The 19,837-nt window shown below is 63.2% G+C and carries 18 protein-coding genes; 7 read left to right on the plus strand and 11 right to left on the minus strand.

Features of this window, described 5'->3' with window-relative positions; translation table 11 throughout:
- Positions 1-22 precede the first annotated feature (22 nt).
- On the plus strand, positions 23-478 hold the full coding sequence (locus C7G41_RS31635) for a cupin domain-containing protein (protein WP_106946196.1): 456 nt from the start codon (positions 23-25) through the stop codon (positions 476-478).
- 10 nt (positions 479-488) lie between these two features.
- Here the strand turns inward: C7G41_RS31635 and C7G41_RS31640 are convergent, their stop codons facing one another.
- The 4 genes from C7G41_RS31640 to C7G41_RS31655 form a co-directional block, all read right to left on the minus strand.
- Positions 489-1,739 carry a flavin-dependent oxidoreductase gene (locus C7G41_RS31640; RefSeq protein WP_106946197.1) on the minus strand — a complete coding sequence of 417 codons (1,251 nt, stop codon included), beginning with the start codon at positions 1,737-1,739 and terminating at the stop codon, positions 489-491.
- A gap of 55 nt (positions 1,740-1,794) precedes the next feature.
- Positions 1,795-4,146: a bifunctional salicylyl-CoA 5-hydroxylase/oxidoreductase gene (locus tag C7G41_RS31645; RefSeq protein WP_106946198.1), complete on the minus strand. Its 2,352-nt coding sequence runs from the start codon at positions 4,144-4,146 to the stop codon at positions 1,795-1,797.
- A gap of 94 nt (positions 4,147-4,240) precedes the next feature.
- Entirely contained in the window at positions 4,241-5,077 is an 837-nt protein-coding gene (locus C7G41_RS31650; RefSeq protein ID WP_106946199.1) for an enoyl-CoA hydratase family protein, read from the minus strand.
- Positions 5,078-5,120: 43 nt separating this feature from the next.
- Positions 5,121-5,882, minus strand: a complete 762-nt coding sequence (locus tag C7G41_RS31655; RefSeq protein WP_106946231.1) for an SDR family NAD(P)-dependent oxidoreductase — start codon at positions 5,880-5,882, stop codon at positions 5,121-5,123.
- A gap of 217 nt (positions 5,883-6,099) precedes the next feature.
- Here C7G41_RS31655 and C7G41_RS31660 point away from each other — a divergent pair, with 217 nt between their 5' ends.
- The 5 genes from C7G41_RS31660 to C7G41_RS31680 are packed head-to-tail and all read left to right on the plus strand — an operon-like array spanning position 6,100 to position 11,812.
- Positions 6,100-6,897 (plus strand): alpha/beta fold hydrolase, encoded by a 798-nt coding sequence (locus tag C7G41_RS31660; RefSeq protein WP_245446816.1) that lies wholly within the window; start codon positions 6,100-6,102, stop codon positions 6,895-6,897.
- Between the two features lie 12 nt (positions 6,898-6,909).
- Positions 6,910-8,199 carry an acyl-CoA dehydrogenase family protein gene (locus C7G41_RS31665; RefSeq protein WP_106946201.1) on the plus strand — a complete coding sequence of 430 codons (1,290 nt, stop codon included), beginning with the start codon at positions 6,910-6,912 and terminating at the stop codon, positions 8,197-8,199.
- 2 nt (positions 8,200-8,201) lie between these two features.
- Positions 8,202-9,731, plus strand: a complete 1,530-nt coding sequence (locus C7G41_RS31670) for a class I adenylate-forming enzyme family protein (protein ID WP_106946202.1) — start codon at positions 8,202-8,204, stop codon at positions 9,729-9,731.
- Positions 9,728-10,816 (plus strand): NAD/NADP-dependent octopine/nopaline dehydrogenase family protein, encoded by a 1,089-nt coding sequence (locus tag C7G41_RS31675; RefSeq protein WP_106946203.1) that lies wholly within the window; start codon positions 9,728-9,730, stop codon positions 10,814-10,816. Before C7G41_RS31670 ends, C7G41_RS31675 begins: the two co-directional genes overlap by 4 nt.
- Positions 10,817-10,819: 3 nt before the next feature.
- The gene (locus C7G41_RS31680; protein WP_106946204.1) at positions 10,820-11,812 is read left to right on the plus strand and encodes a 3-hydroxybutyryl-CoA dehydrogenase; all 993 of its coding nucleotides are present in this window, start codon (positions 10,820-10,822) and stop codon (positions 11,810-11,812) included.
- Here C7G41_RS31680 and C7G41_RS31685 read toward each other — a convergent pair.
- The 6 genes from C7G41_RS31685 to C7G41_RS31710 all read right to left on the minus strand — a co-directional run bounded on the left by C7G41_RS31685 (position 11,809) and on the right by C7G41_RS31710 (position 18,160).
- Positions 11,809-12,855, minus strand: coding sequence for a peptidase M29 (locus tag C7G41_RS31685; protein WP_106946205.1), 1,047 nt, complete (start codon positions 12,853-12,855; stop codon positions 11,809-11,811). The genes C7G41_RS31680 and C7G41_RS31685 overlap by 4 nt on opposite strands.
- 37 nt (positions 12,856-12,892) lie before the next feature.
- A complete protein-coding gene (locus tag C7G41_RS31690) occupies positions 12,893-13,660 on the minus strand; it encodes an ABC transporter permease (protein WP_106946206.1) in 768 nt (255 codons plus the stop codon).
- The gene (locus tag C7G41_RS31695; protein WP_106946207.1) at positions 13,657-14,442 is read right to left on the minus strand and encodes an ABC transporter permease; all 786 of its coding nucleotides are present in this window, start codon (positions 14,440-14,442) and stop codon (positions 13,657-13,659) included. Before C7G41_RS31695 ends, C7G41_RS31690 begins: the two co-directional genes overlap by 4 nt.
- Positions 14,439-15,284, minus strand: a complete 846-nt coding sequence (locus C7G41_RS31700) for an ABC transporter ATP-binding protein (protein WP_106946208.1) — start codon at positions 15,282-15,284, stop codon at positions 14,439-14,441. The genes C7G41_RS31695 and C7G41_RS31700 overlap by 4 nt, the downstream gene beginning before the upstream one ends.
- A 120-nt stretch (positions 15,285-15,404) precedes the next feature.
- On the minus strand, positions 15,405-17,099 hold the full coding sequence (gene ilvD, locus C7G41_RS31705; protein WP_106946209.1) for a dihydroxy-acid dehydratase: 1,695 nt from the start codon (positions 17,097-17,099) through the stop codon (positions 15,405-15,407).
- A 77-nt stretch (positions 17,100-17,176) separates the two neighbouring features.
- Positions 17,177-18,160, minus strand: a complete 984-nt coding sequence (locus C7G41_RS31710) for an ABC transporter substrate-binding protein (RefSeq protein ID WP_106946210.1) — start codon at positions 18,158-18,160, stop codon at positions 17,177-17,179.
- 175 nt (positions 18,161-18,335) lie between these two features.
- On the opposite strand from C7G41_RS31710, the gene C7G41_RS31715 reads away from it, so the two are divergent.
- Complete coding sequence (locus C7G41_RS31715) at positions 18,336-19,262, plus strand: NAD(P)-dependent oxidoreductase (protein WP_199198714.1); 927 nt, start codon at positions 18,336-18,338, stop codon at positions 19,260-19,262.
- A 24-nt stretch (positions 19,263-19,286) separates the two neighbouring features.
- On the opposite strand, the gene C7G41_RS31720 is transcribed toward C7G41_RS31715, so the two are convergent.
- The gene (locus C7G41_RS31720; protein ID WP_106946212.1) at positions 19,287-19,832 is read right to left on the minus strand and encodes a flavin reductase family protein; all 546 of its coding nucleotides are present in this window, start codon (positions 19,830-19,832) and stop codon (positions 19,287-19,289) included.
- Between the last annotated feature and the right edge of the window lie 5 nt (positions 19,833-19,837).

Genomic DNA, 19,837 nt, shown 5'->3' on the forward strand with positions numbered 1-19,837 from the left:
GTCGCGTTGAGGGAGGATCACAATGAAAAGCGAAATCACCGGCATCACGCGGGCCAATGAGGGAATCCAGGGCATCTCCTGGAACATCCTCGGCCAGACCTATGTGCCGAAGAGCAACACGGACCACAGCTTCTCCTGGCATGCGACGCTGCCGCCGGGCACGTTCGTGCCGCCGCACATTCATCCCGACCAGGATGAATATCTCTATATGCTGGAAGGCAAGCTCGATTTCATGCTCGGCAATTCCGAGTCGCAGGCGACCGCGGGCGACCTGATCCGGCTCGGCATGGGCGTGCCGCACGGCATCTTCAACAAATCGGAGCAGACCGCGAAGGTGCTGTTCTGGGTGTCACCGACCCGCAAGCTGTTCGACCTGTTCTGGGGCCTTCACAATATGAAGGAACAGAAGCCCGAGGACGTGGTGGCGATGGCCGCCGAGTTCAACATCCACTTCCTGCCGCCGCCTCCCGGCGGCTAGCAGCGCTGGCTCAAGCCCTCACCGCCGCAAGTCCCGGCACTGCGGCGAAGCCGGCCTTGGTGGCATAGCCGCGCACGATGGCCTCGCGCTGGGAATAGCTCAGCACGTTGTCGACATTGTCAAAACCATCAGGCGCGAGCTGCTCGACGGCGTCGATGACGCCCTCGGGGCCGCCGCGCCTGTTGGAGCGGACGATGTCCGCGGTCATGGGCAGGCGCTTCTTCTCGTATTCAAGCAACGCCTGGCGTGGATGCTCGGCGCGCACCAGCGCGTCGGCGAGGCAGCGCGCGTCGAGGATCGCCTGCGAGGCGCCATTGGAGCCAACCGGATACATCGGATGCGCGGCATCGCCGAGCAGCGTGACTCTGCCCGACGACCAATAGGGCAACGGATCGCGGTCGCAGGTCGGATACTCGTAGAACTCGGGCGTGGCCGAGATCAGGCTCTTCACGTCGAGGTAAGGCACCGAAAAGCGCGCCACATGCGGCATCAGCTCTTCGCGACGGCCCGGCCGCGACCAGTCTTCTTTTCGCGGCGGCGGGGCATTGCCCTCGCCGACCTTCACCAGCACCGCCCAGTTGGTGAGACGGCTCGCCGGGCTCGATCCCTCCGCGATCGGATAGATCACCACCTTGGCGTTGAGGCCACCGGCGACGATCATCGACTTGCCGGTGAGGAATAGCGGCCAATCCCGCGCACCACGCCACAGCATCAGGCCGTTCCAGCACGGCGGCCCCTCGCTCGGGAACAGCGTGTCACGGACCCGCGAATGGATGCCGTCGGCACCAATCAAAATGTCGCCGCGCGCGGTATGGATGTGCGCACCCGAGCGGTCGAAGAAGTAAGCCGTGACGCCGCTCTCGTCCTGCGTGAAGGCGCCGAGGCGACAGCCGGTGTGGATAGCCTCCGGTCCGAGCCGTTCCTCGACGGCGCGATGGATGACGCCCTGAAGGCGACCGCGGTGGATCGAGAATTGCGGCACATCGTGGCCGGCGTCGATGCCACGGGCCTCGCGCCAGACCTCCTGACCGTGACGGTTGAGGTAATAGAGCTGGTCGGTGCGGATCGCGACATCGTCAAGCTGCTGGAGCAGACCGAGGCCTGCCAGCTCGCGCATGGCATGGGGCAGCGTGTTGATGCCGACGCCAAGCTCGCGGATGGTGTCGGACTGCTCGAAAATCTCGCAAGCGAGGCCCCGCGAGCGCAGCATCAATGCGGTGGTGAGACCACCGATACCGCCACCGACGATAATCGCCTTCATCGCCCTCACTCCACTCGGTACACACCAGGCAATACGGCCAAATTCGCACGGGCGGTCACTCCGCCGCAAGCGGCTTTGTCGCCTCCGCCTTGAGCTCGGCCCGGGTCTTGGGCTTAGCCTTAATTCTCAGCTCCTCGAGATCCTGCCGGTCGCGCACGCTGTTGCGGAAAATCTGATCCTTTCCGGGAAGATATTGCGGCGGGCAGAACGCGTCGCCCGCTCCGTACCAGGCCGCCGCCCTCATGGTGAAGGAGGGATCGACCAGATGGGGCCGCCCGAGCGCGACGAGGTCCGCCCGGCCGGCAGCCAGGATGGTGTTGGCCTGGTCCGCCGTCGTGATGTTGCCGACGCACATCGTGGCCACGCGCGCCTCGTTGCGGATCTGGTCGGAGAACGGCGTCTGGAACATGCGGCCATAGATCGGCTGCGCATCGCGCACGGTCTGCCCGGTTGAGACGTCGACGAGATCGACGCCGGCTTCGGCAAAAGCGCGCGCGATCGCCACCGCATCGTCGCCGCCGACGCCACCCTCGGCCCAGTCGGTCGCGGAAATGCGTACCGACATCGGCTTGTGCGACGGCCAAACGGCCCGCAGCGCCTCGAAGATTTCGAGCGGGAAGCGCAGGCGATTGGCCAGCGAGCCGCCATAATCATCAGTCCGTGTATTCGTCAGCGGCGAGATGAAGCTCGCAAGCAGATAGCCGTGGGCGCAGTGCAATTCGAGCATGTCGAAGCCGCAGCGTTCGCCGCGCTCGGCCGCCGCGACGAAAGCATCCCTCACTGCGTTCATGCCGGCGCGATCAAGCTCGCGCGGAACCTGGCTGTCGGGGAAATAGGGCAGCGGCGATGCGGAAGTGACCTCCCAGCCGCCTTCGTCCAGCGGACGGTCCATGCCGTCCCACATCAGTCTGGTCGCCCCTTTGCGCCCGGCGTGCCCCAGTTGCAGGCAGATTTTTCCGGCTGAATTGGCATGGACGAAATCAACGATGCGCCGCCAGGACGCCTCCTGCTCGTCATTCCACAGTCCTGCACAGCCCGGCGTGATGCGGGCGTCGCGGCTGACGCAGACCATCTCGCTGAAGATCAGGCCGGCGCCGCCGATCGCGCGCGATCCATAGTGTACCAGGTGGAAATCGGTCGGCATGCCCTCCTTCGCCGAATACATGCACATCGGCGACACCACGGCGCGATTGGCGATCTCCATCTCGCGCAGCCGGAAGGGCTGGAACAGCGGCACCATGGGCTTTTTGGTGTCGACGTCGAAGCCGCCGTTGCGAACCTGCCTGGCAAACGACTTATCGACTTCAGCCACGAAGACTGGGGCGCGGAGTTTCAGATTGTCATAGGTGATCGCCTTCGAGCGCGTCATCACGCCGAAGGCGAACTGCACGGGATCGAAATCCCAGAATCGGTCGACATGCTCGAACCAGACCAGCGAGACATCGGCCGCGTGCTGCGTCTTCTCGACCTCCTCACGCCGCCCTTGCTCATAGAGATCGAGCGCCGCCTTGGTGCTGGGCGCCTTCTCCATCGCCTCGGCCAGCGCGATCGCGTCTTCCATCGCGAGCTTGGTGCCCGAGCCGATCGAGAAATGCGCGCTCGCCTTGGCGTCGCCAAGCAGAACCATGTTGTCCTTGACCCAGCGCTTGCTGCGGATCATCGGGAAGTTGCGCCACGTCGAACGGTTGGTGAGCAGTTGGTGCCCATCGAGGAACCAGCCGAAGATCTCGGCCATTCGCGCAGCCGACTGGGTCTCGTTCAGCCCTGTCAGCCCGGCGCGTTCGAACGTCTCCGGATCGGTCTCGAAAATCCAGGTCGAGTGGCCGGCCTCATATTGATAGGCATGGGCAATGAACGGCCCCCACTCGGTCTCCTGGAAGATGAAGGTGAAGGCATCCAGCGGCCTGGTCGAGCCCATCCAGGCGAACTTGTTGGCACGCAGGTCGACCTCCGGTTCGAAATGATCGACGTATTTGTCGCGGAAGCGGCTGTTGATGCCGTCCGCGACCAGGATGAGATCGGCGTCGGCGAAGCGGGCTTCGTCCTCGACGTCCGCTTCGAAATTCAGGACCACGCCCAGTTCGCGCGCGCGCGCCTGGAGGATCAGGAGCAGCTTCTGCCGCGAGCAGCCACAAAAGCCGTTGCCGCCGACCCGATGGACAGTTCCGCGGAAGTGCACGGCGATGTCATCCCAGTAGGCGAATTCCTGGGTGATACGGCGATAGCTCGGAAGGTCGTGCTTCTCGAAATTATCGAGCGTGGCGTCCGAGAACACCACGCCGAAGCCGAAGGTGTCGTCGGCGCGGTTGCGCTCGTACACCGTGATCTCAGCGCTCGGCCGCTGCTTCTTCAGCAGGATTGCAGCGTAGAGACCCGCAGGTCCGCCACCGATGATCGCGACTTTCATGGGAGCCTCGCCAATTCAACCCGGCGAAACTATTTTAAGCCTAAAATAATCGCGCGCAAGTCCCGATTGCGGCAGGGCGCCGGCAAAGCCCGGCCTAGTCGCCCCTGAAGACCGGCTTGACCTTGTTGGCAAAGGCCTCGAAGGCCCGTTCGAAATCGGCCGTCGTCATGCACAGCGCTTGAGCAACGGCTTCCGCCTCGATCGCCTCCTCCACCGACATCGCCCATTCCATGGCCAGCATCCGCTTGGTCATGGTGTTGGCGAAGGTCGGTCCTTCCGCGATCTGCTTGGCCAACACCTGCGCCTGGGGCAGCACCTGCTCCGGCGTGACGAGGCGGCTGAAGAAGCCCCAGCGCTCGCCCTCCTCCGCGGTCATGAACCGGCCCGTGTAGAGCAACTCGGAAGCGCGGGACTGTCCGATAATCCGCGGCAGGATCGCGCAGGCGCCCATGTCACAACCGGCAAGGCCCACCTTGTTGAAGAGGAATGCAACCTTGGTCCCGCTTGCAGCAAGCCGCATGTCCGACGCCATGGCGATGATCGCGCCCGCGCCAGCGCAGATGCCTTCGACCGCGGCAACGATCGGCTGCGGACAGGCCCGCATCGTTTTGACGAGGTCTCCGGTCATCCGCGTAAACGCCGTCAACCCCTTGGTGTCCATCTTCACGAGTGGACCGATGATCTCGAACACATCGCCGCCGGACGAGAAATTGGCACCGGCACCCGTGACGACAATGGACTTGATCGCATCGTCGAACGCGCAGGCCCGGAAGAAATCGGTGAGTTCGCGATAGCTCTCGAACGTCAGCGGATTCTTCCGTTCCGGACGATTGAGCGTAACTGTTGCAACACCATCGACCACGGCCAGCAGGAAGTGCTGCGGCGAATAGTCCGCAAGCGGTAAGGTCACGGGATTGGCTGGTCTGCTCATACGATCTCCTTGGCTTCCTTGTTCCGCGCCTTTGCCATGCGCGCTAAATCTCACCGCCAGCAATAGCGATCGCCTGCCCGGTGATTGCGCCGGCGCCCTCGCCGCACAGCCAGAGCACGGTATCCGCGACCTCCTGAGGAGAGATCAATCGTCCCTGCGGATTATGCTTTGCGAGCTCGGCAACGGCCTGCTCGCGGCTACGCCCCGTCTTTTTCATGATGTTCTCGATGCTGCCGGCGACCAGATCGGTGTCGGTGAAACCGGGACACACCGCGTTGACGGTTACGTTGCTGCCGGCCATCTCGAGTGCAAGGGACCGCACGAGACCGACCACAGCGTGCTTGGCCGCGGTGTAGGCGCTGACATAGGCATAGCCCTTGAGCCCCGCCGTCGACGCGATCGCGACGATACGGCCATAGGGACGATCCTTCATCCCTGGCAGCACAGCACTGACAGCATGGACCACGCCCATGAAATTGACGTCCATCATGCGCGCGAACAGGGCGCTGTCGGATTTGGAGAACGGCGCGGACTCGGCGCTTCCGGCGTTGGCGATCAGGATATCGATCGGCTGCCGTGCACTCGCTTGAGCGATAGCGACTTTCATTGAGGTTTCGTCCGAGACGTCGGCGACGGCGGCAAAATGCGCTGCCCCTGCGCTGACAGCCTCTTCAAGCGTCGCAGCGTTCCGCCCAAGGACGGTCACCGTCGCACCCGCCTCGACGAGCGCTGCTGCGATGGCGCGACCGATGCCGCGACCGCCACCGGTCACCAGCGCGTGCGGCGAATGCGGTAATCCGGACATGCGCTGGCTTCCTTGCATTCTGCTGATCGCTCTCTCTCGATATATTTTAACCTTCAAACTTTTGCAAACAAAGCTCGACGCGACCCCGCGAACGGCCGCGCGCCGAAGACCGGCCCGAAAATTGCTTTAAGTATAAAATTATCTCTTCCCATCCCTCACAGGCCTGTTAGCATCGAAGGGCCGAGCAAAAGGATGTCGCGTGTCGCAGCCTGCGCCAATGATAACAAAGGACGGCCGCTTCGCCTATGAAGCCGCGGGCGATCCGGGCGGGACACCTCTGATTTTCCTGCATGGCATCGGCGGTGCGGCACGGGCCTGGCGGCAGCAGCTTGCGACATTCGGCGACCGCTTCCACGCGATTGCATGGGACATGCCGGGCTACGGCGGATCGGCGCCGCTCGCCAGCGTCAGCATCGACGCCCTGGCGGATGCGCTTCAGCGATTCATCGAGCAGCTTGGTACGAGCAAGCCAATTCTGGTCGGCCATTCCATCGGCGGCATGATCGTCCAGAAATGGCTGGTGCAATTCCCAAAACTGGCGCGTGCGGTCGTGCTGGCGCAGACCAGCCCGGCCTTCGGCAAGGCCGACGGCGATTGGCAGAAATCGTTTATCGCCGCACGACTCGGGCCGCTCGATCGCGGCGAAACGATGAAGTCGTTGGCGCCCTCTCTGGTGAAGGAACTCGTGGGCGACGATCCTGATCCCAGAGGAATGGAGCTTGCACGCGAGTGCATGGCAAGCGTGCCCGAGGCGAGCTATCGCGCCATGATGCTGGCCCTGATTGGCTTCGACCAACGCAGCACCCTCAAGGACATTTCCATACCGACGCTGCTGCTGTCCGGCTCCAAGGACAACAACGCGCCAGCGCCGATGATGGCGAAGACGGCGACCTACATTCCCTCGGCTGAATACGTCGAGTTGGCCGGTGTCGGCCATCTTGCCAACCTCGAACGCCACGATGCCTTCGACGCGGCCCTCGGCCGGTTCCTGAATTCCGTCGCGACCAAAACGTAGGATGACCGCGCAATGACCCTGCAAGTCAGCAAGACCATCGGCGCGACCGACAAGGTCGCGCTGGATGCACCGATCTTCGATCCCGTTGCATTCCGACTGAGCGACGAGCAGGCCGGCATCATTACTCGGGCGCGCGAGATCGGCCAGAGCGTGTTCGCTGGCCGCGCCGCGACTTACGATCGCGAGGCGATCTTCCCGTCCGAGAATTATCGCGACCTGCATCGCGTCGGCTTGCTCGGTATTGCCGTCCCCAAGGAGCATGGCGGGCTCGGGGCGAATTACCAAACTTACGCACTCGCGGCAGCCGAAATCGGCCGCTATTGCGGCGCGACCGCCCTCACCTGGAACATGCATGTCTGCTCGACGCTGTGGTCGGGCCCACTCGCCGACGATCTCGACATGGATGCAGAGACCCGTGCCGAGCACGAGGCGCGACGTGCAGTCCACTACAAGCGCATCGTCGAAGATGGCGCGATCTATTCGCAGCCCTTTTCGGAAGGCGGTGCGGCAGCCGCAGGCGGCGTCGCTTTCGGCACGGAAGCACGGCCGGTCGAGGGCGGCTGGATCGTCAACGGCAAGAAGATCTTTGCATCACTCTCCGGCCATGCCGACTATTACGGCGTTCTCTGCACCGAGATCGAGGAGGGCGAGAAGGCTTCACGCCGCAATACGCTTTACCTCGCCATCCCTGCAAAATCGGAAGGTGTCTCGGTCGTCGGCGACTGGGATCCGCTGGGCATGCGCGGTACGGTCTCGCGCACGCTGCTGTTCAAGGACGTGTTCGTGCCGGCAGATTCGGCGCTGATGCCGCGTGGCGTCTATTTCCAGGCCGCGATGCGCTGGCCGCACATGTTCCTGACGCTGTCGCCGACCTATATGGGCCTTGCTCAAGCCGCCTATGACTTCACCGTGCGCTATCTGCGCGGCGAAGTGCCGGGCATGCCGCCGGTCAAGCGCAGGATGTATCCGACCAAGCAAATTGCGGTCGCGCAGATGCAGATCAAGCTCGAGCAGATCAAGGCGATCTGGTTCCAGGCGGTCACTGAGGCGCGCGCCAATCCGAGCAAGGAGCAGGTGCTTCGCGCCTATGCCGCGCAATATTCGGTGATGGAGGGTGCCAATGAGCTCGCCGCGCTCGCGATCCGCACCTGCGGCGGTCAGGCCATGCTCCGTTCGCTGCCGCTCGAGCGGATCTATCGCGACAGCCGCTGCGGCTCGCTGATGTTGCCCTGGACGGCCGAGCTCTGCCTCGACCGGATCGGGCGCGAGGCGTTGTACGAGACCGGCGAAACGGACGACTGACGGTGGACCTCTGTAGTCTGATCGATCGCAACGCGGCGTTCGCGCCAGACAAGACGGCCATTGCCTTCGAAGGCGAACGGTTGAGCTATGCAGCGTTCGCTGCACGCATCGAGCGGACGGCGGCGACATTGAAGCAGGAGCTCGGCGTAGGCCGGGGCGACCGCGTTGCGATCCTCAGCCTGAACCGGCCGGACTATCTGGTTCTGCTCTATGCCTGCGCGCGGCTCGGCGCAATGCTGGTGCCCTTGAACTGGCGGCTGGCGATCGCCGAGCAGCTTTTCATCCTCACCGATGCCGGCGCCAAGGTCCTGGTCCTGGAGCAGGCATTTGAGGGGGTTCTTGCCGAGCTCGAGCTTGAGGGGACTGCAATTGTCGGGCTCGATTTCGAGCCGCCCCGCGGCACGACGTTCGAAGACCTGTTGGCTCGCAGTGAGGGCAACGGCCGCAACCCGCACACTGATCTCTCCTGTCCGCTCCTCATTGTCTACACATCAGGAACGACCGGACGGCCCAAGGGCGCGGTGCTGCGCCAGGAGGCGCTGTTCTGGAACGGCGTCATGAGCCAGCACATGCACAACATGACGTCCGATGACCACGTGCTGACGCTGCTGCCGTTCTTCCACGTCGGTGGCCTCAACATCCAGACCACGGCGGCGCTCCAGCTGGGCGCGATGGTCACGGTTCACGCACGCTTCACGCCGGACACCGCGCTTGCGGCCATCGAACGGGAACGGCCGACCTTGACCGTGATGGTGCCGGCGATCATCCAGGCCGTAAGTGAGCATCCCGCCTGGGCCACGACCGACCTCTCGTCACTCAAAGCCGTCGCGACCGGCTCGACCATCGTGCCGCCGCATCTGATCGACCGCTTCGTCGCGCGCGGCGTCCCGGTGCTTCAGGTCTACGGCTCGACGGAAACATGCCCCATTGCAGTCTACACCCGGCTTGGTGGCGATCTCTCACGTGCGGGATCGACCGGACTTGCCGGCCTGTGCTGCGAAGCGAAAGTGATTGATCAGGCCGGCAACGAGGTGCCGGCGGGAGCGCCGGGGGAGATTGCGGTGCGCGGCCCCAACGTGTTCTTCGAATATTGGGGCAATGCGGACGCCACACGCGATGCGCTGCATGACGGCTGGTATCGTACCGGCGATATCGGCCTGTGCGACGCGGACGGCTATTTCTGGGTGCGTGACCGCAAGAAGAACATGATCATTTCCGGCGGCGAGAACGTCTATCCGGCGGAGGTCGAACGCGTCCTGCTCGAACATCCCGATGTCAGCGAATGCGCCGTGATTGGCCGGCCCGATCCACGCTGGGACGAGGTGCCCATCGCCTACGTGATCCGGCGATCCGACTGTCGACTGGAAGCAGACGAGTTGAAAGTCCATCTTCAGGCCCAACTCGCCCGCTACAAGGTTCCGCGCGACATCGTTTTCGTCACCGACCTGCCGCGCACGGCACTGGGGAAGGTCCAGCATTTCCTGCTGAAGCAGCTTGATGCGCAATCGCGCGCGCAAGGAGAAGCATCTTGAAGATTGCGGTTTTGGGTGGAGGGAACGGCTCTTTCGCGGCCGCGGGCGATTTCGCGCTGTCGGGACATGAGGTCCGGCTCTGGCGCCGCGACGCGGATCAGGTCGCGGCACATCGCGCCGCCGGCTCGCGTATCCTGGTGAAGGATCATAGCAGCCAGCATGATGTGAAGCTCGAGTCGGTCACGACCGACATCGCCGAAGCCGTCAACGGCGTCGAGCTGATCCTGTGCCCTGCCCCCGCCTTCGCTCAGCCGGATATTGCGCGCCTGCTTGCTCCGCACCTGCGGGATAGACAGGTCGTATTTCTGCCGCCGGCGACATTCGGATCGATGATCTTCGCCCAGGCCGCGCGGGATGCCGGCAACCACGCCAAGGCGAGCTTTGCCGAAACCGGGACCTTGCCCTGGCTGACCCGCAAGCACGGGCCGTTCGAGGTCGCGATCACCATCCGCGCCAAGCGACTGCCGATCGGCGTTTTCCCGCTCGACCATGCGTCGCAAGCGCTTGAGGTGATTGGACAGGCTTTCCCCGGCGCGGTCGAGCGGTGCGGAGATGCTCTCTCCGGTGCGCTGATGAACGCAGGCCCGATTATCCATCCGCCGCTGATCGTGATGAATGCAGGCCCGATCGAGCATTTCGAAAAGTGGGACATCCACAAGGAAGGAACGCAAGCCGCGATTCGCCGGGTCACCGACGCGCTCGACGCCGAACGGATTGCCGTGCGTGAGGCGCTCGGATATGGCGCACCGCATTTTCCGCTCGCCCATCATTATGCCAAAGAAGGCGAGATCTGGATGTATGGCCGCGGCTCGCATGACCGGCTGACCGATTCCGGTGACTGGCGCGAGCGGATCGTGCTGACCGAGCACCGCTACATGAGAGAAGATTTGCGGCTTGGGCTATCGCTGCTGGTCTCCGTCGCCGGCTTGGCGGGCGTGGCTACGCCGCTGGCCAAAGCATTCCTGGCCATCGGGGGCGCAATCTGCGGCGAGGATTTTGCGCAAGGCGGCCGAACACTCGATACGCTGGGGCTCGGCAATCTCGGCAAGGCCGAATTGCAGACGCTTCTTCGCGGGGGATTTTGACCGATGACCAGCCGAGCCACCATCGCTTGTCTCGGAGCCGGCCGCATGGGGCGCGGCATCGCCGTCGCGTTTACTTACGCGGGACATACGGTCACGATGATCGACATCAAGGCCCGTTCAGTGGAGGATTTCGCCAGGCTGGAGGCGGATGCGCTCGGCGAAGTCAGGAAGACCTTTGCCAGCCTGTCGAAGCTGGGACTACTGATCGAGGCGGATGTCGATCCGCTCATTGCACGGGTCTCGGTGGTGCCGGCCAGCCAGAGCGAGGCAGCACTATCCGATGCGGGAATAGTCTTCGAGGGGGTCCCCGAAGTCGTTGAGCTCAAGCGGGACGTGTTGGGGGCCGCCTCAAAACAAGTCGGCCCCAATACCATCATCGCATCGACGACGTCTACCATTCTCGTTGACGATCTCTCAGGCGCGATCGTGAATCCTCGCCGCTTCCTGAATGTGCACTGGCTCAATCCGGCCTATCTGATCCCACTGGTCGAGGTTTCGCCTGGTAAGGCCACCGATCCCGCTGTCATCGACGAGGTCAAGGCGCTGCTCGAAGGCATCGGCAAGGTGCCGGTGGTCTGCGCGGCGACACCCGGCTTCATCGTTCCGCGCATCCAGGCGCTGGCGATGAACGAGGCCGCGCGCATGGTCGAGGAAGGCGTCGCCAGCGCCGAGGAGATCGACAAGGCGATCCGCTACGGCTTCGGCTTCCGCTACGCCGTGCTTGGTCTGCTCGAATTCATCGACTGGGGTGGCGGCGACATTTTGTACTACGCGAGCCGGTATCTCGAGGGCGCACTTGGCAGCGACCGCTATCGCGCGCCAGACGTCATTACCCGCAATATGCACGAAGGCCGGATCGGCCTGCGCACAGGCGCAGGCTTTCTCGATTATTCCGGCCTCGACATCGACGCCTATCGGGCAAAGCGGCTTCAGGCGATGGTCGACCTGCTCCGTCACTTCGACCTGGCGCGGCCACCGGTGCTTGATCGCGGCTAGCCGAAGACGTCCTGCAGCACCCCTTCACGCACCACCGCGACATCGTCGAGCTCGATCGTCGTCCCCATCATCGGCAGGTCGAAATGGCCCGCCGTGTAGCGGCCGGCGAATTCGTTGGCCCCCGTCGAGAACAGGAAGTTGCCGGAAACGGCACGAATTTCCGTGCCGTTGGTGTCGCGCTGGTCATACATCGACAGCGCCTCGTAGCGCGCGGCCGGATTCATGCCGAACCCGACATGCGATACCGCATAGGCTTCCCGATCGCCCCAAGCTGCAAGATAGGCACGCATCATTGCGGCATCCGTGCCCTCTCCTTCCAGCTCGACGACATAATCGTCTTTCAGTGTCATCTTCACCGGCGATGTCAGGTAACGCTTGAAGGTCAGGTTGATGTCGCCGGGCGCCATCACCAGCGTGCCATTGATCGTTCCGCTCTTGGGGAAGCTGACGACGATGCCGCCGGGCCAATGCGCCAGCGTACCCGGCTTGTCCGTCCACCCCCACACGCCGACCGTGGACGCTCCGACCATATCGACGTCGAGCGCGGTGCCGGCCTTTGACGTCACCCGCATCCGCTTGGTCCCGCGCAGCATCTTCGCCGCCGCGCGAACGCGCTTCTCGAGCGCCGGATCCGGCACCATCCGCTCCAGCGCCTCGGGATGCTCGTTGGAGATCACCAGGATACGCGCGCCGGCTTTGAGTATCTCGGGTGTCTCCACCGCATGCATCAGGCCCTCGATGGTGCAATCCACCACAAAGCCGGCCTGTTGAAGCGCGGTGATCACCGGGCCAAGACGCTGGATCGCCTCGCTTGCCCCTGTCGAGCGAACCGGAACGATATTCCGGTTGCGCGGGGTCGGCATGACCACGTGAAACGGTCGCGCGCCCATCCGCAGCAGCGCGAGCTCCGCCAGATGAACATTCAGCGCACGTGACTGGGTTTCCGAGAGGATCGCCGCGGTATCGCCGGCCTTGACGGCGCATCGCTCAAAAATCTCGCAAAATGCGTCGATCCATTTTGCTTCAATGCGATCAGCCAGCATGGTCTACTCCCGGTCTTCTGGTTTCTTCTTCGTCAGTTCATGCTTCGGGGAAACCCCGCAGCAGGTACGAGCGCACCGCCCCCAGCAGGCCATTCAGGATCAAGCCGAGCAGCGAGATCGTGATCAGCGGCACGAACATGTCGACGGCCTGAAAGGTCCGGGCCGCCGTGACGAGGACATGTCCGAGCCCGTCGCTCGACGTGATCATCTCCGCCAGAAACACCACGATGCAGGAAATGACAAGGCCGATCCGGCAACCGGTCAGGATCGACGGCATCGCGGCCGGCAGCACCACCTTGAACAGGATCTGATAGCGCGGCGTTCCCGCCGCCATGGCCGACCAGATCAGCTTCTGCTCCACCGTTGACGCGCCGTAATAGGTAGACAAAAGAATGGGAAACAGTGCGTCCGCCGCCACCAGCGTGATCTTCGACCCGTGACCGAAGCCGAGCAGCAGCAGCAATGCTGGATAGAGCGCGACCTTGGGCAAGGGTGCGAGCACGCGAACGATCGGCCGGACCACGGCGTTGATAGCCGGACTGGCGGCGGCGGCGATGCCGATGCTGACACCGAGCACGACCGCAATCGCGAAGCCGGCAAACAGCCGGATCAGGGTCGCCGCGATCTCCTGCTGGAACGTCCATGTCACGAGTTGCTGAAGCAACCGGCTGAAGACGTATCCAGGCGGCGGCAGCAACACCGCAGGCGCAAAGCCAAATGATACGAGGCCCTGCCACAGCGCGATGACCAGCACGATCGGCGCGAGCCCGAGGATGATGCTGGTGGAGCGAAGCTGCGGGATCATGAGAAGCTCAGCGGCATGTCGAACTGCGGTTCGGACCAGCGCACCAGCCTTGCGCGGACCCGCTCGAAGATCGCATCCAGGCAGATTCCCATCGCCCCCACGATGATGATCATCGCAAAGACGGTGTCGTATTGGCCCATGTCGAGCGCGTTGAACAGGATGTTGCCGGCGCCGGACTGACGGGCGATCATCTCGCTGGTAATCATCGTGATCAGCGCCAGCACGAGCCCGGTGCGGCAACCGGTCAAGATTTCCGGCAGCGCCGCCGGCAACACGATCCGGACCAGCCGTTGCGCAGGCGAAAGCCCCATCGCGGCGCCCGACCACAGCATCTTCTCTTCCACCGCCTTGGCGCCCTCGAAGCTGTGATAGATCACAGGCAGGCTAACGCCGAGGAAGATCACCAGCGTCTTCGTGATGTCTCCGACCCCCAGCCACAGCATGATGATCGGCATCAAGGCTGCCTTCGGCACCGGATAGATCACCATCAGGAGCGGATTGAATAACGCCGCGACGGCCCGGCTGCGGCCCATCAACAGGCCGAGCGGAATCGAAACCAGCACCGCTACCCCGAACCCGATCGTCATGCGGCGGAGCGAGGCCAGAATGTTGATCAGCGCTTCCTTGTCCCCGAGAATATCCGGAATCGCCCGGATCGCCTCGATCGCCGTTGGAAAGCTGTCATTCTTCAACGCGAGGGACGCCGCCTGCCACATCGCGAGCAATCCGACGCAGGCAAGCACCGGGGCAGCACGTCTCGCGAAGGCGGCGAGCGATATCATGAGGGAGACCCGACAGGGTCGGTCTCGTCGAACATCCGTTCGATATCGACAACGTATTTCTGGTAGCGAGGGTCAAGCAGCAGCTCGCTGCGGCGGCGCGGCCGCGGCAGATCGATGTCGATGACCTCGCGGATGCGGCCGGGAGACTTCGACATCATCACGACCTTGTCTGACAGAAACACTGCTTCGTCGACCGAATGTGTGACGAACAGCACCGTCTTGCGATCACGCTCCCAGATATTAAGCAAATCGTTCTGCAGGCGCGTCCGGGTGTGAGCATCGAGCGCGCCAAACGGCTCGTCCATCAACAGAACCTCAGGATGGTAAGCCAGCGTCCGAGCCAGCGCCACGCGCTGCTTCATGCCGCCGGACAGCTCCTTGGGGTAGAAGTTCTCATAGCCTTTCAGCCCGACCATTTCGATCAAGGCGCGGCTCTGTGCCTCCGCCTCAGGAGCCCGCACGCCTTGCTGACGCGGGCCATACATCACATTGCCCAGCACGGTCTTCCACGGAAACAACGCGAATTCCTGGAACACCGGGCCGCGATCCGGCCCTGGCCCCGTGATCGTCCGTCCCTTGATCTTCGCCGAGCCTCTGGTCGGGCTGACGAAACCGCCGACGACGTAAAGCAATGTCGACTTGCCGCAGCCGGACGGACCAAGGATGGAGACGAAGGCTCCCTCCTCGATCGCCAGCGAGATGTCCGATAGCGCCACATGATCCTTGCGCGCCGAGGTCTGAAATACCTGCGAGACGCCCTCGATCTCGATGATTGCAGAAGCCGGTTTTTGCGGCGTCACCGGTCTCACCCATTCGCTCGATCTCGAAGGCACTACCTTCATCTCGTCTCACTTCATTCGCGCGAACCCTGCGCAACAGGCTCGCTGAACATCCTCCGTCAGCGACGCGAGCTTAGCAAGAAACTTGCCAGACCTGTGGCTGTTTCCGGCAGGTTCGCAGCGTCATCCGAACCAAGGCCATTCTGCGGGCCCCTCATGCGTGACGGCCCCGCCCGGTGCCTGGCCAACCAAGCGCGCATATTTGGCGAGAGCACCTGCGCGGTGACGGGGCGGACGCGGCTTCCAATCGTGTCGGCGTGCAGTGAGTTCCTGCTCGTCGACCAGCATATCCATCCGCCGATTTGCGGCATCGATCCGGATCCTGTCGCCATCGCGAACCAGCGCCAGTGGACCGCCGACGAAGGCCTCGGGAGACACATAGCCGACGCACATTCCGCGCGTGGCGCCAGAGAACCGTCCATCCGTGATCAGGGCCACCTTCTCACCCATGCCCTGTCCATAGATCAGCGCGGTGACGCCGAGCATCTCGCGCATGCCTGGACCGCCAACCGGCCCTTCATTGCGGATCACAAGCACCTCGCCCGCCTTGTAGCTGCGGTCTCGAACTGCTGCGACACAAGCCTCTTCGTCTTCGAAGACGCGTGCCACACCTTCGAACAACTGACTCTTCAAGCCCGCGACCTTGATCACCGCACCATCAGGACAGAGATTTCCCTTCAACACCGCCACGCCGCCATCGGGCATGATTGGCGCGCGAGCGGCGTAAACGACCTCCCCGTCCGGTGCGTTGGCGGCGCCATATTCTTCGGCAAGTGTGTGGCCCGTGATGCACAGGCAACTGCCATCAATATGCCCGCTCTGGATCAGCTCCCGGATGACCACGGCGGCGCCGCCGATATCGTAGACATCCTTCGCCGTATATTTGCCGCCAGGCCGCAGGTTTCCGATCAGCGGCGTTCTGGCAAAAACTTCGCCGACATCATCGATCGTGAATGCGATCCCGGCCTCGTTCGCGATTGCCGGCAGATGCAGCGCAGCATTGGTCGAACCGCCCGTGGCAGCCACGATGGCCGCGCCGTTTTCCAGAGATTTCCGCGTCACGATGTCGCGCGGCAAAGGCCCGCCGCGCTCCAGCATCTCCATGATGAGGCGCCCGGCCCGCCTGGATATCTGCGCGCGCTCGGCATAGACGCCCGGCACCATCGACACGTTGGGAATGGTGAGGCCCATCGCTTCAGACACCATCCCCATGGTGTTCGCGGTGAACTGGCCGGCGCACGCGCCGATGGTCGGCAGGCAGGCTCGCTCGATCCGTTCGAGCGTGGCGCCGTCGATCTCTCCGGTCATGAAGCTGCCCACAGCCTCATAAGAGTCGAGCACGGTAAGGGTCCGCCCATCCACGCGGCCGGGCAGCGCGCTGCCGCCATAGATGAAAATGGACGGCACGTTGCACCGGACCATGCCCATCATCACGCCGGGAAGCGTCTTGTCGCATCCGCCGTAACCGATCAATGCATCGTAGGCGAGACCATGGACGACGGCTTCGATCGAGTCGGCAATCAGCTCCCGCGAAAACAGGGAGAACTTCATCCCCTCGTGATTCATGCTGATACCGTCGGAAACCGAGACGGTCGAAAACTCGCGCGGCGTGCCGCCGGCCTCCTCGATTCCCGTCTTGGCTGCCGCGACCTGAAAGTCGTGCGTCATGTTGCAAGGCGTTTGTTCGCCCTTCATGCTGACGACGCCGACCATCGGCTTGGCAATCGCAGCGTCGTCGAGCCCCATGGCGCGCATGAACGCGCGGTGCGGAGCCCGGTCCAGGCCGTCCGTCGTGATCCGAGATCGCAACTTCTTCATACGTGCATCTTCTTCATGCAACGTCCCAGATTATCCCGGACGCCGCGACCTCTTCGTTCGGATTATTGCCCGATCGCCTATTGCAGCGGAGCGACAATCGTCGAATGCTTGAACTGCGCGACGTCCAATTTTGGCAGCATTCCTGTCTCCGCGTAGATGTCCAGCATCTTCTGGATCGCGGGGAAATTCGGCGCCGCGCCCGGATCGCGGCCGAAATCATTGTCCTTGAGCAGATAGGTCTCGAGAACCGGAATAGGTGCCTTCAGGACTTCGTTGACGACCTTTAACGTCTCTTCGCGGTTCGCCAGCGCTTTCTTCATGCCAGAGGTAATGTCGCGCACGTAAGCCTTGACCAATTCCGGGTTCTTGTCGACGAAATCGGCACGGCAGGCTTCCAGGATGTGCACGATGTTCGGCATCGCCTGCGACAGCGAGAACAGTTTGCGCGTGCCGCCCTTTGCCTCCGCGCGCGCGGCAAACGGCTGGTTCATGTTGACCGCATCGACGCGGCCCTGCCGCAACGCATCTTCGGAGACGGCAAAGCCGACCTCGACCAGCTTGATGTCCTTGGCCGGATCGATGCCATTCTGTTTCAGCAGCAGATTGAACGGGCCTTGCGTGCCGCCGCCGATCACGGAAATTCCGACTGTCTTGCCTTTGAGATCGGCGATCGTCTTGATCGGAGAGTCGTCCATGACAGCCCAGTAGACCGAGAAACCGCCGGCCTTCTCGAAGACGTGCTGCGCCACGATGTAGGCCTTGAGGTTGCCGCCAACCACGCCGTTGGCGAGCGACAGCGGCGCCTGCGTCGCGCAATCCAGCGCGCCTGCCGCCAATGCCTGCGTCATCGGAGCGGTGCCCTGAAACTGGGTCCATTCGATATTGTAGGCCTTGCCGATATTGGGAAACTCAGCCGGGCGGCGCATCATCCAGTATTTGGATTCCTCGGCCGGAATCGTCCAGCCGACGCGAATTGTCTGCTGCGCCCATGACGAGCCTGAGCTCGCGCTCACGGCCGCGGCCGCCCCCAAAGCCAGGATCCACTTCGAAACGGTTCGCATCGTGCCCACTCCGCTGCCCAGGCGCCGCCGGCGCCATCCAACCCGACCGCGGCAAATGTTTCATGGTTCAAACAATCAAGCAAGCCATGCAGGCCGGGCGGTTTCGTCTTGGGATACGCCATGTATGGTAATGCAGCGTCGCGCGGCGTCGCGGAGCGACAGATGGAGACAACCTATGGCTGAGGGGAGAAAGACAAGCCCGCAGGGCGTCGAGCGGCTCGGCTATCTCGGCCTTGGGCTGATGGGGACACCGATGAGCCGGCGCCTGCTCAACGCCGGCCATCAGGTCACGGTCTGGAACCGTTCGGAAGGGAAGATGGCCGCGCTCGTCGAGGCGGGTGCCAGGCGCGCGGCCATTCCACGTGACTTGATGGAGAGCTCGGACATCGTCTTCATGTGCGTGACGGATGCGGCCGCCGTGGAAGAGGTGATCTTCGGGCCCGCGAGCATCTCAACAGCGCCCGGCGCGGGCAAGCTCGTGGTCGACTTCTCGTCGATCCACCCTGACGCCGCGCGCGACCTTGCAACGCGATTGTCAGCTGCGAACGGTGCAGGTTGGATCGATGCACCGGTGTCAGGTGGCACCAAGGGCGCAGAGGAAGGCACGCTTGCAATCATGGCCGGCGGAAAAGCCAGCGACATCGAGCGGGTCCGCCCCTACGTGCTGGCCATGGCACGAAGGTTCACCCACATGGGCCCGACCGGCGCCGGCCAGACGACAAAGCTATGCAACCAGGTGATCGTCGGATGCGCGATGGCTGTTCTTGCGGAAGCAACGCGCCTCGCCGTGAACGCCGGAATCGACGCCAACCGGTTGCCCGAAGCACTCGCCGGCGGCTTCGCAGACTCAATTCCGCTCCAACTGTTCGTGCCGCGGATGGTCCAAGGCATTCACTCACCCCCGCTCGGTCACATTGCCACGATGCTCAAGGACCTCGATACGGTCGCCGATGTCGCGCGGACGACGTCGACGCCGGTGCCCATGGCCTCGCTCGCCGGACAACTTTTCAGCCTCGCCAAGGCCGCGCGAGGCGCGGACGCGGATGCACTCGAAATCTACAAGCTTTCGGCAGGGTTCGCTGAACCGTCGAGCGCGAACTGAGGCGCGTTAGAGTGACTACTTACGCTAGCCGTCGGCGAGAAATCGGCCAAATGCGCCTCGCGCGAAGAGCAGTGGCTCCTTCGCATTGTAAGTATAGGCCTCGACCGCACCGAGAAAGATCACGTGGTCGCCGCCGTAATAGCGATTGACCGAGCGGCATTGAAAATTGGCAACGCTCTCGGCTAGCACCGGCGCGTTGCCGAGGCCGGGCGTCCAGTCGACGCCGGTGAACTTGTCATCAGACGACTTGGCGAATTTGCTCGCAAGCGCCTGTTGCGAAACGCCAAGAACGTTGACCGTGAAATGACTGGCGTTCTGGAAAATAGTTAGACTCGAGGAATAGACGACGAGGCTCCAAAGAACCAGCGGCGGATTCAGCGAGACCGAGGCGAACGAATTGCACGTCAGACCATAGGGCCTGCCGTCAGGAGCCGCGGCCGTGATGATCGTCACCCCCGTGGCGTAGGTGCCGAGCGCACTGCGGAAATCACGGGGATCGATCTGCGAGCTGTCGCTCGCGAGTTCGTTGGCCGGATCGGGAACGGCCGGCTGCTTCGGCAGATCATTCATCAGCC

Source organism: Bradyrhizobium sp. MOS002 (genome assembly GCF_003020115.1).
Classification (GTDB): domain Bacteria; phylum Pseudomonadota; class Alphaproteobacteria; order Rhizobiales; family Xanthobacteraceae; genus Bradyrhizobium.

Coding starts and splice junctions, on each gene's coding strand:
- C7G41_RS31640 (WP_106946197.1), bottom strand. CDS start 1,739: ATGAAGGCGATTATCGTCGGTGGCGGTATCGGTGGTCTCACCACCGCA.
- C7G41_RS31685 (WP_106946205.1), bottom strand. CDS start 12,855: ATGCTGGCTGATCGCATTGAAGCAAAATGGATCGACGCATTTTGCGAG.
- C7G41_RS31690 (WP_106946206.1), bottom strand. CDS start 13,660: ATGATCCCGCAGCTTCGCTCCACCAGCATCATCCTCGGGCTCGCGCCG.
- ilvD (WP_106946209.1), bottom strand. CDS start 17,099: ATGAAGAAGTTGCGATCTCGGATCACGACGGACGGCCTGGACCGGGCT.
- C7G41_RS31695 (WP_106946207.1), bottom strand. CDS start 14,442: ATGATATCGCTCGCCGCCTTCGCGAGACGTGCTGCCCCGGTGCTTGCC.
- C7G41_RS31710 (WP_106946210.1), bottom strand. CDS start 18,160: ATGCGAACCGTTTCGAAGTGGATCCTGGCTTTGGGGGCGGCCGCGGCC.
- C7G41_RS31680 (WP_106946204.1), top strand. CDS start 10,820: ATGACCAGCCGAGCCACCATCGCTTGTCTCGGAGCCGGCCGCATGGGG.
- C7G41_RS31645 (WP_106946198.1), bottom strand. CDS start 4,146: ATGAAAGTCGCGATCATCGGTGGCGGACCTGCGGGTCTCTACGCTGCA.
- C7G41_RS31700 (WP_106946208.1), bottom strand. CDS start 15,284: ATGAAGGTAGTGCCTTCGAGATCGAGCGAATGGGTGAGACCGGTGACG.
- C7G41_RS31650 (WP_106946199.1), bottom strand. CDS start 5,077: ATGAGCAGACCAGCCAATCCCGTGACCTTACCGCTTGCGGACTATTCG.
- C7G41_RS31665 (WP_106946201.1), top strand. CDS start 6,910: ATGACCCTGCAAGTCAGCAAGACCATCGGCGCGACCGACAAGGTCGCG.
- C7G41_RS31655 (WP_106946231.1), bottom strand. CDS start 5,882: ATGTCCGGATTACCGCATTCGCCGCACGCGCTGGTGACCGGTGGCGGT.
- C7G41_RS31660 (WP_245446816.1), top strand. CDS start 6,100: ATGATAACAAAGGACGGCCGCTTCGCCTATGAAGCCGCGGGCGATCCG.
- C7G41_RS31715 (WP_199198714.1), top strand. CDS start 18,336: ATGGCTGAGGGGAGAAAGACAAGCCCGCAGGGCGTCGAGCGGCTCGGC.
- C7G41_RS31635 (WP_106946196.1), top strand. CDS start 23: ATGAAAAGCGAAATCACCGGCATCACGCGGGCCAATGAGGGAATCCAG.
- C7G41_RS31720 (WP_106946212.1), bottom strand. CDS start 19,832: ATGAATGATCTGCCGAAGCAGCCGGCCGTTCCCGATCCGGCCAACGAA.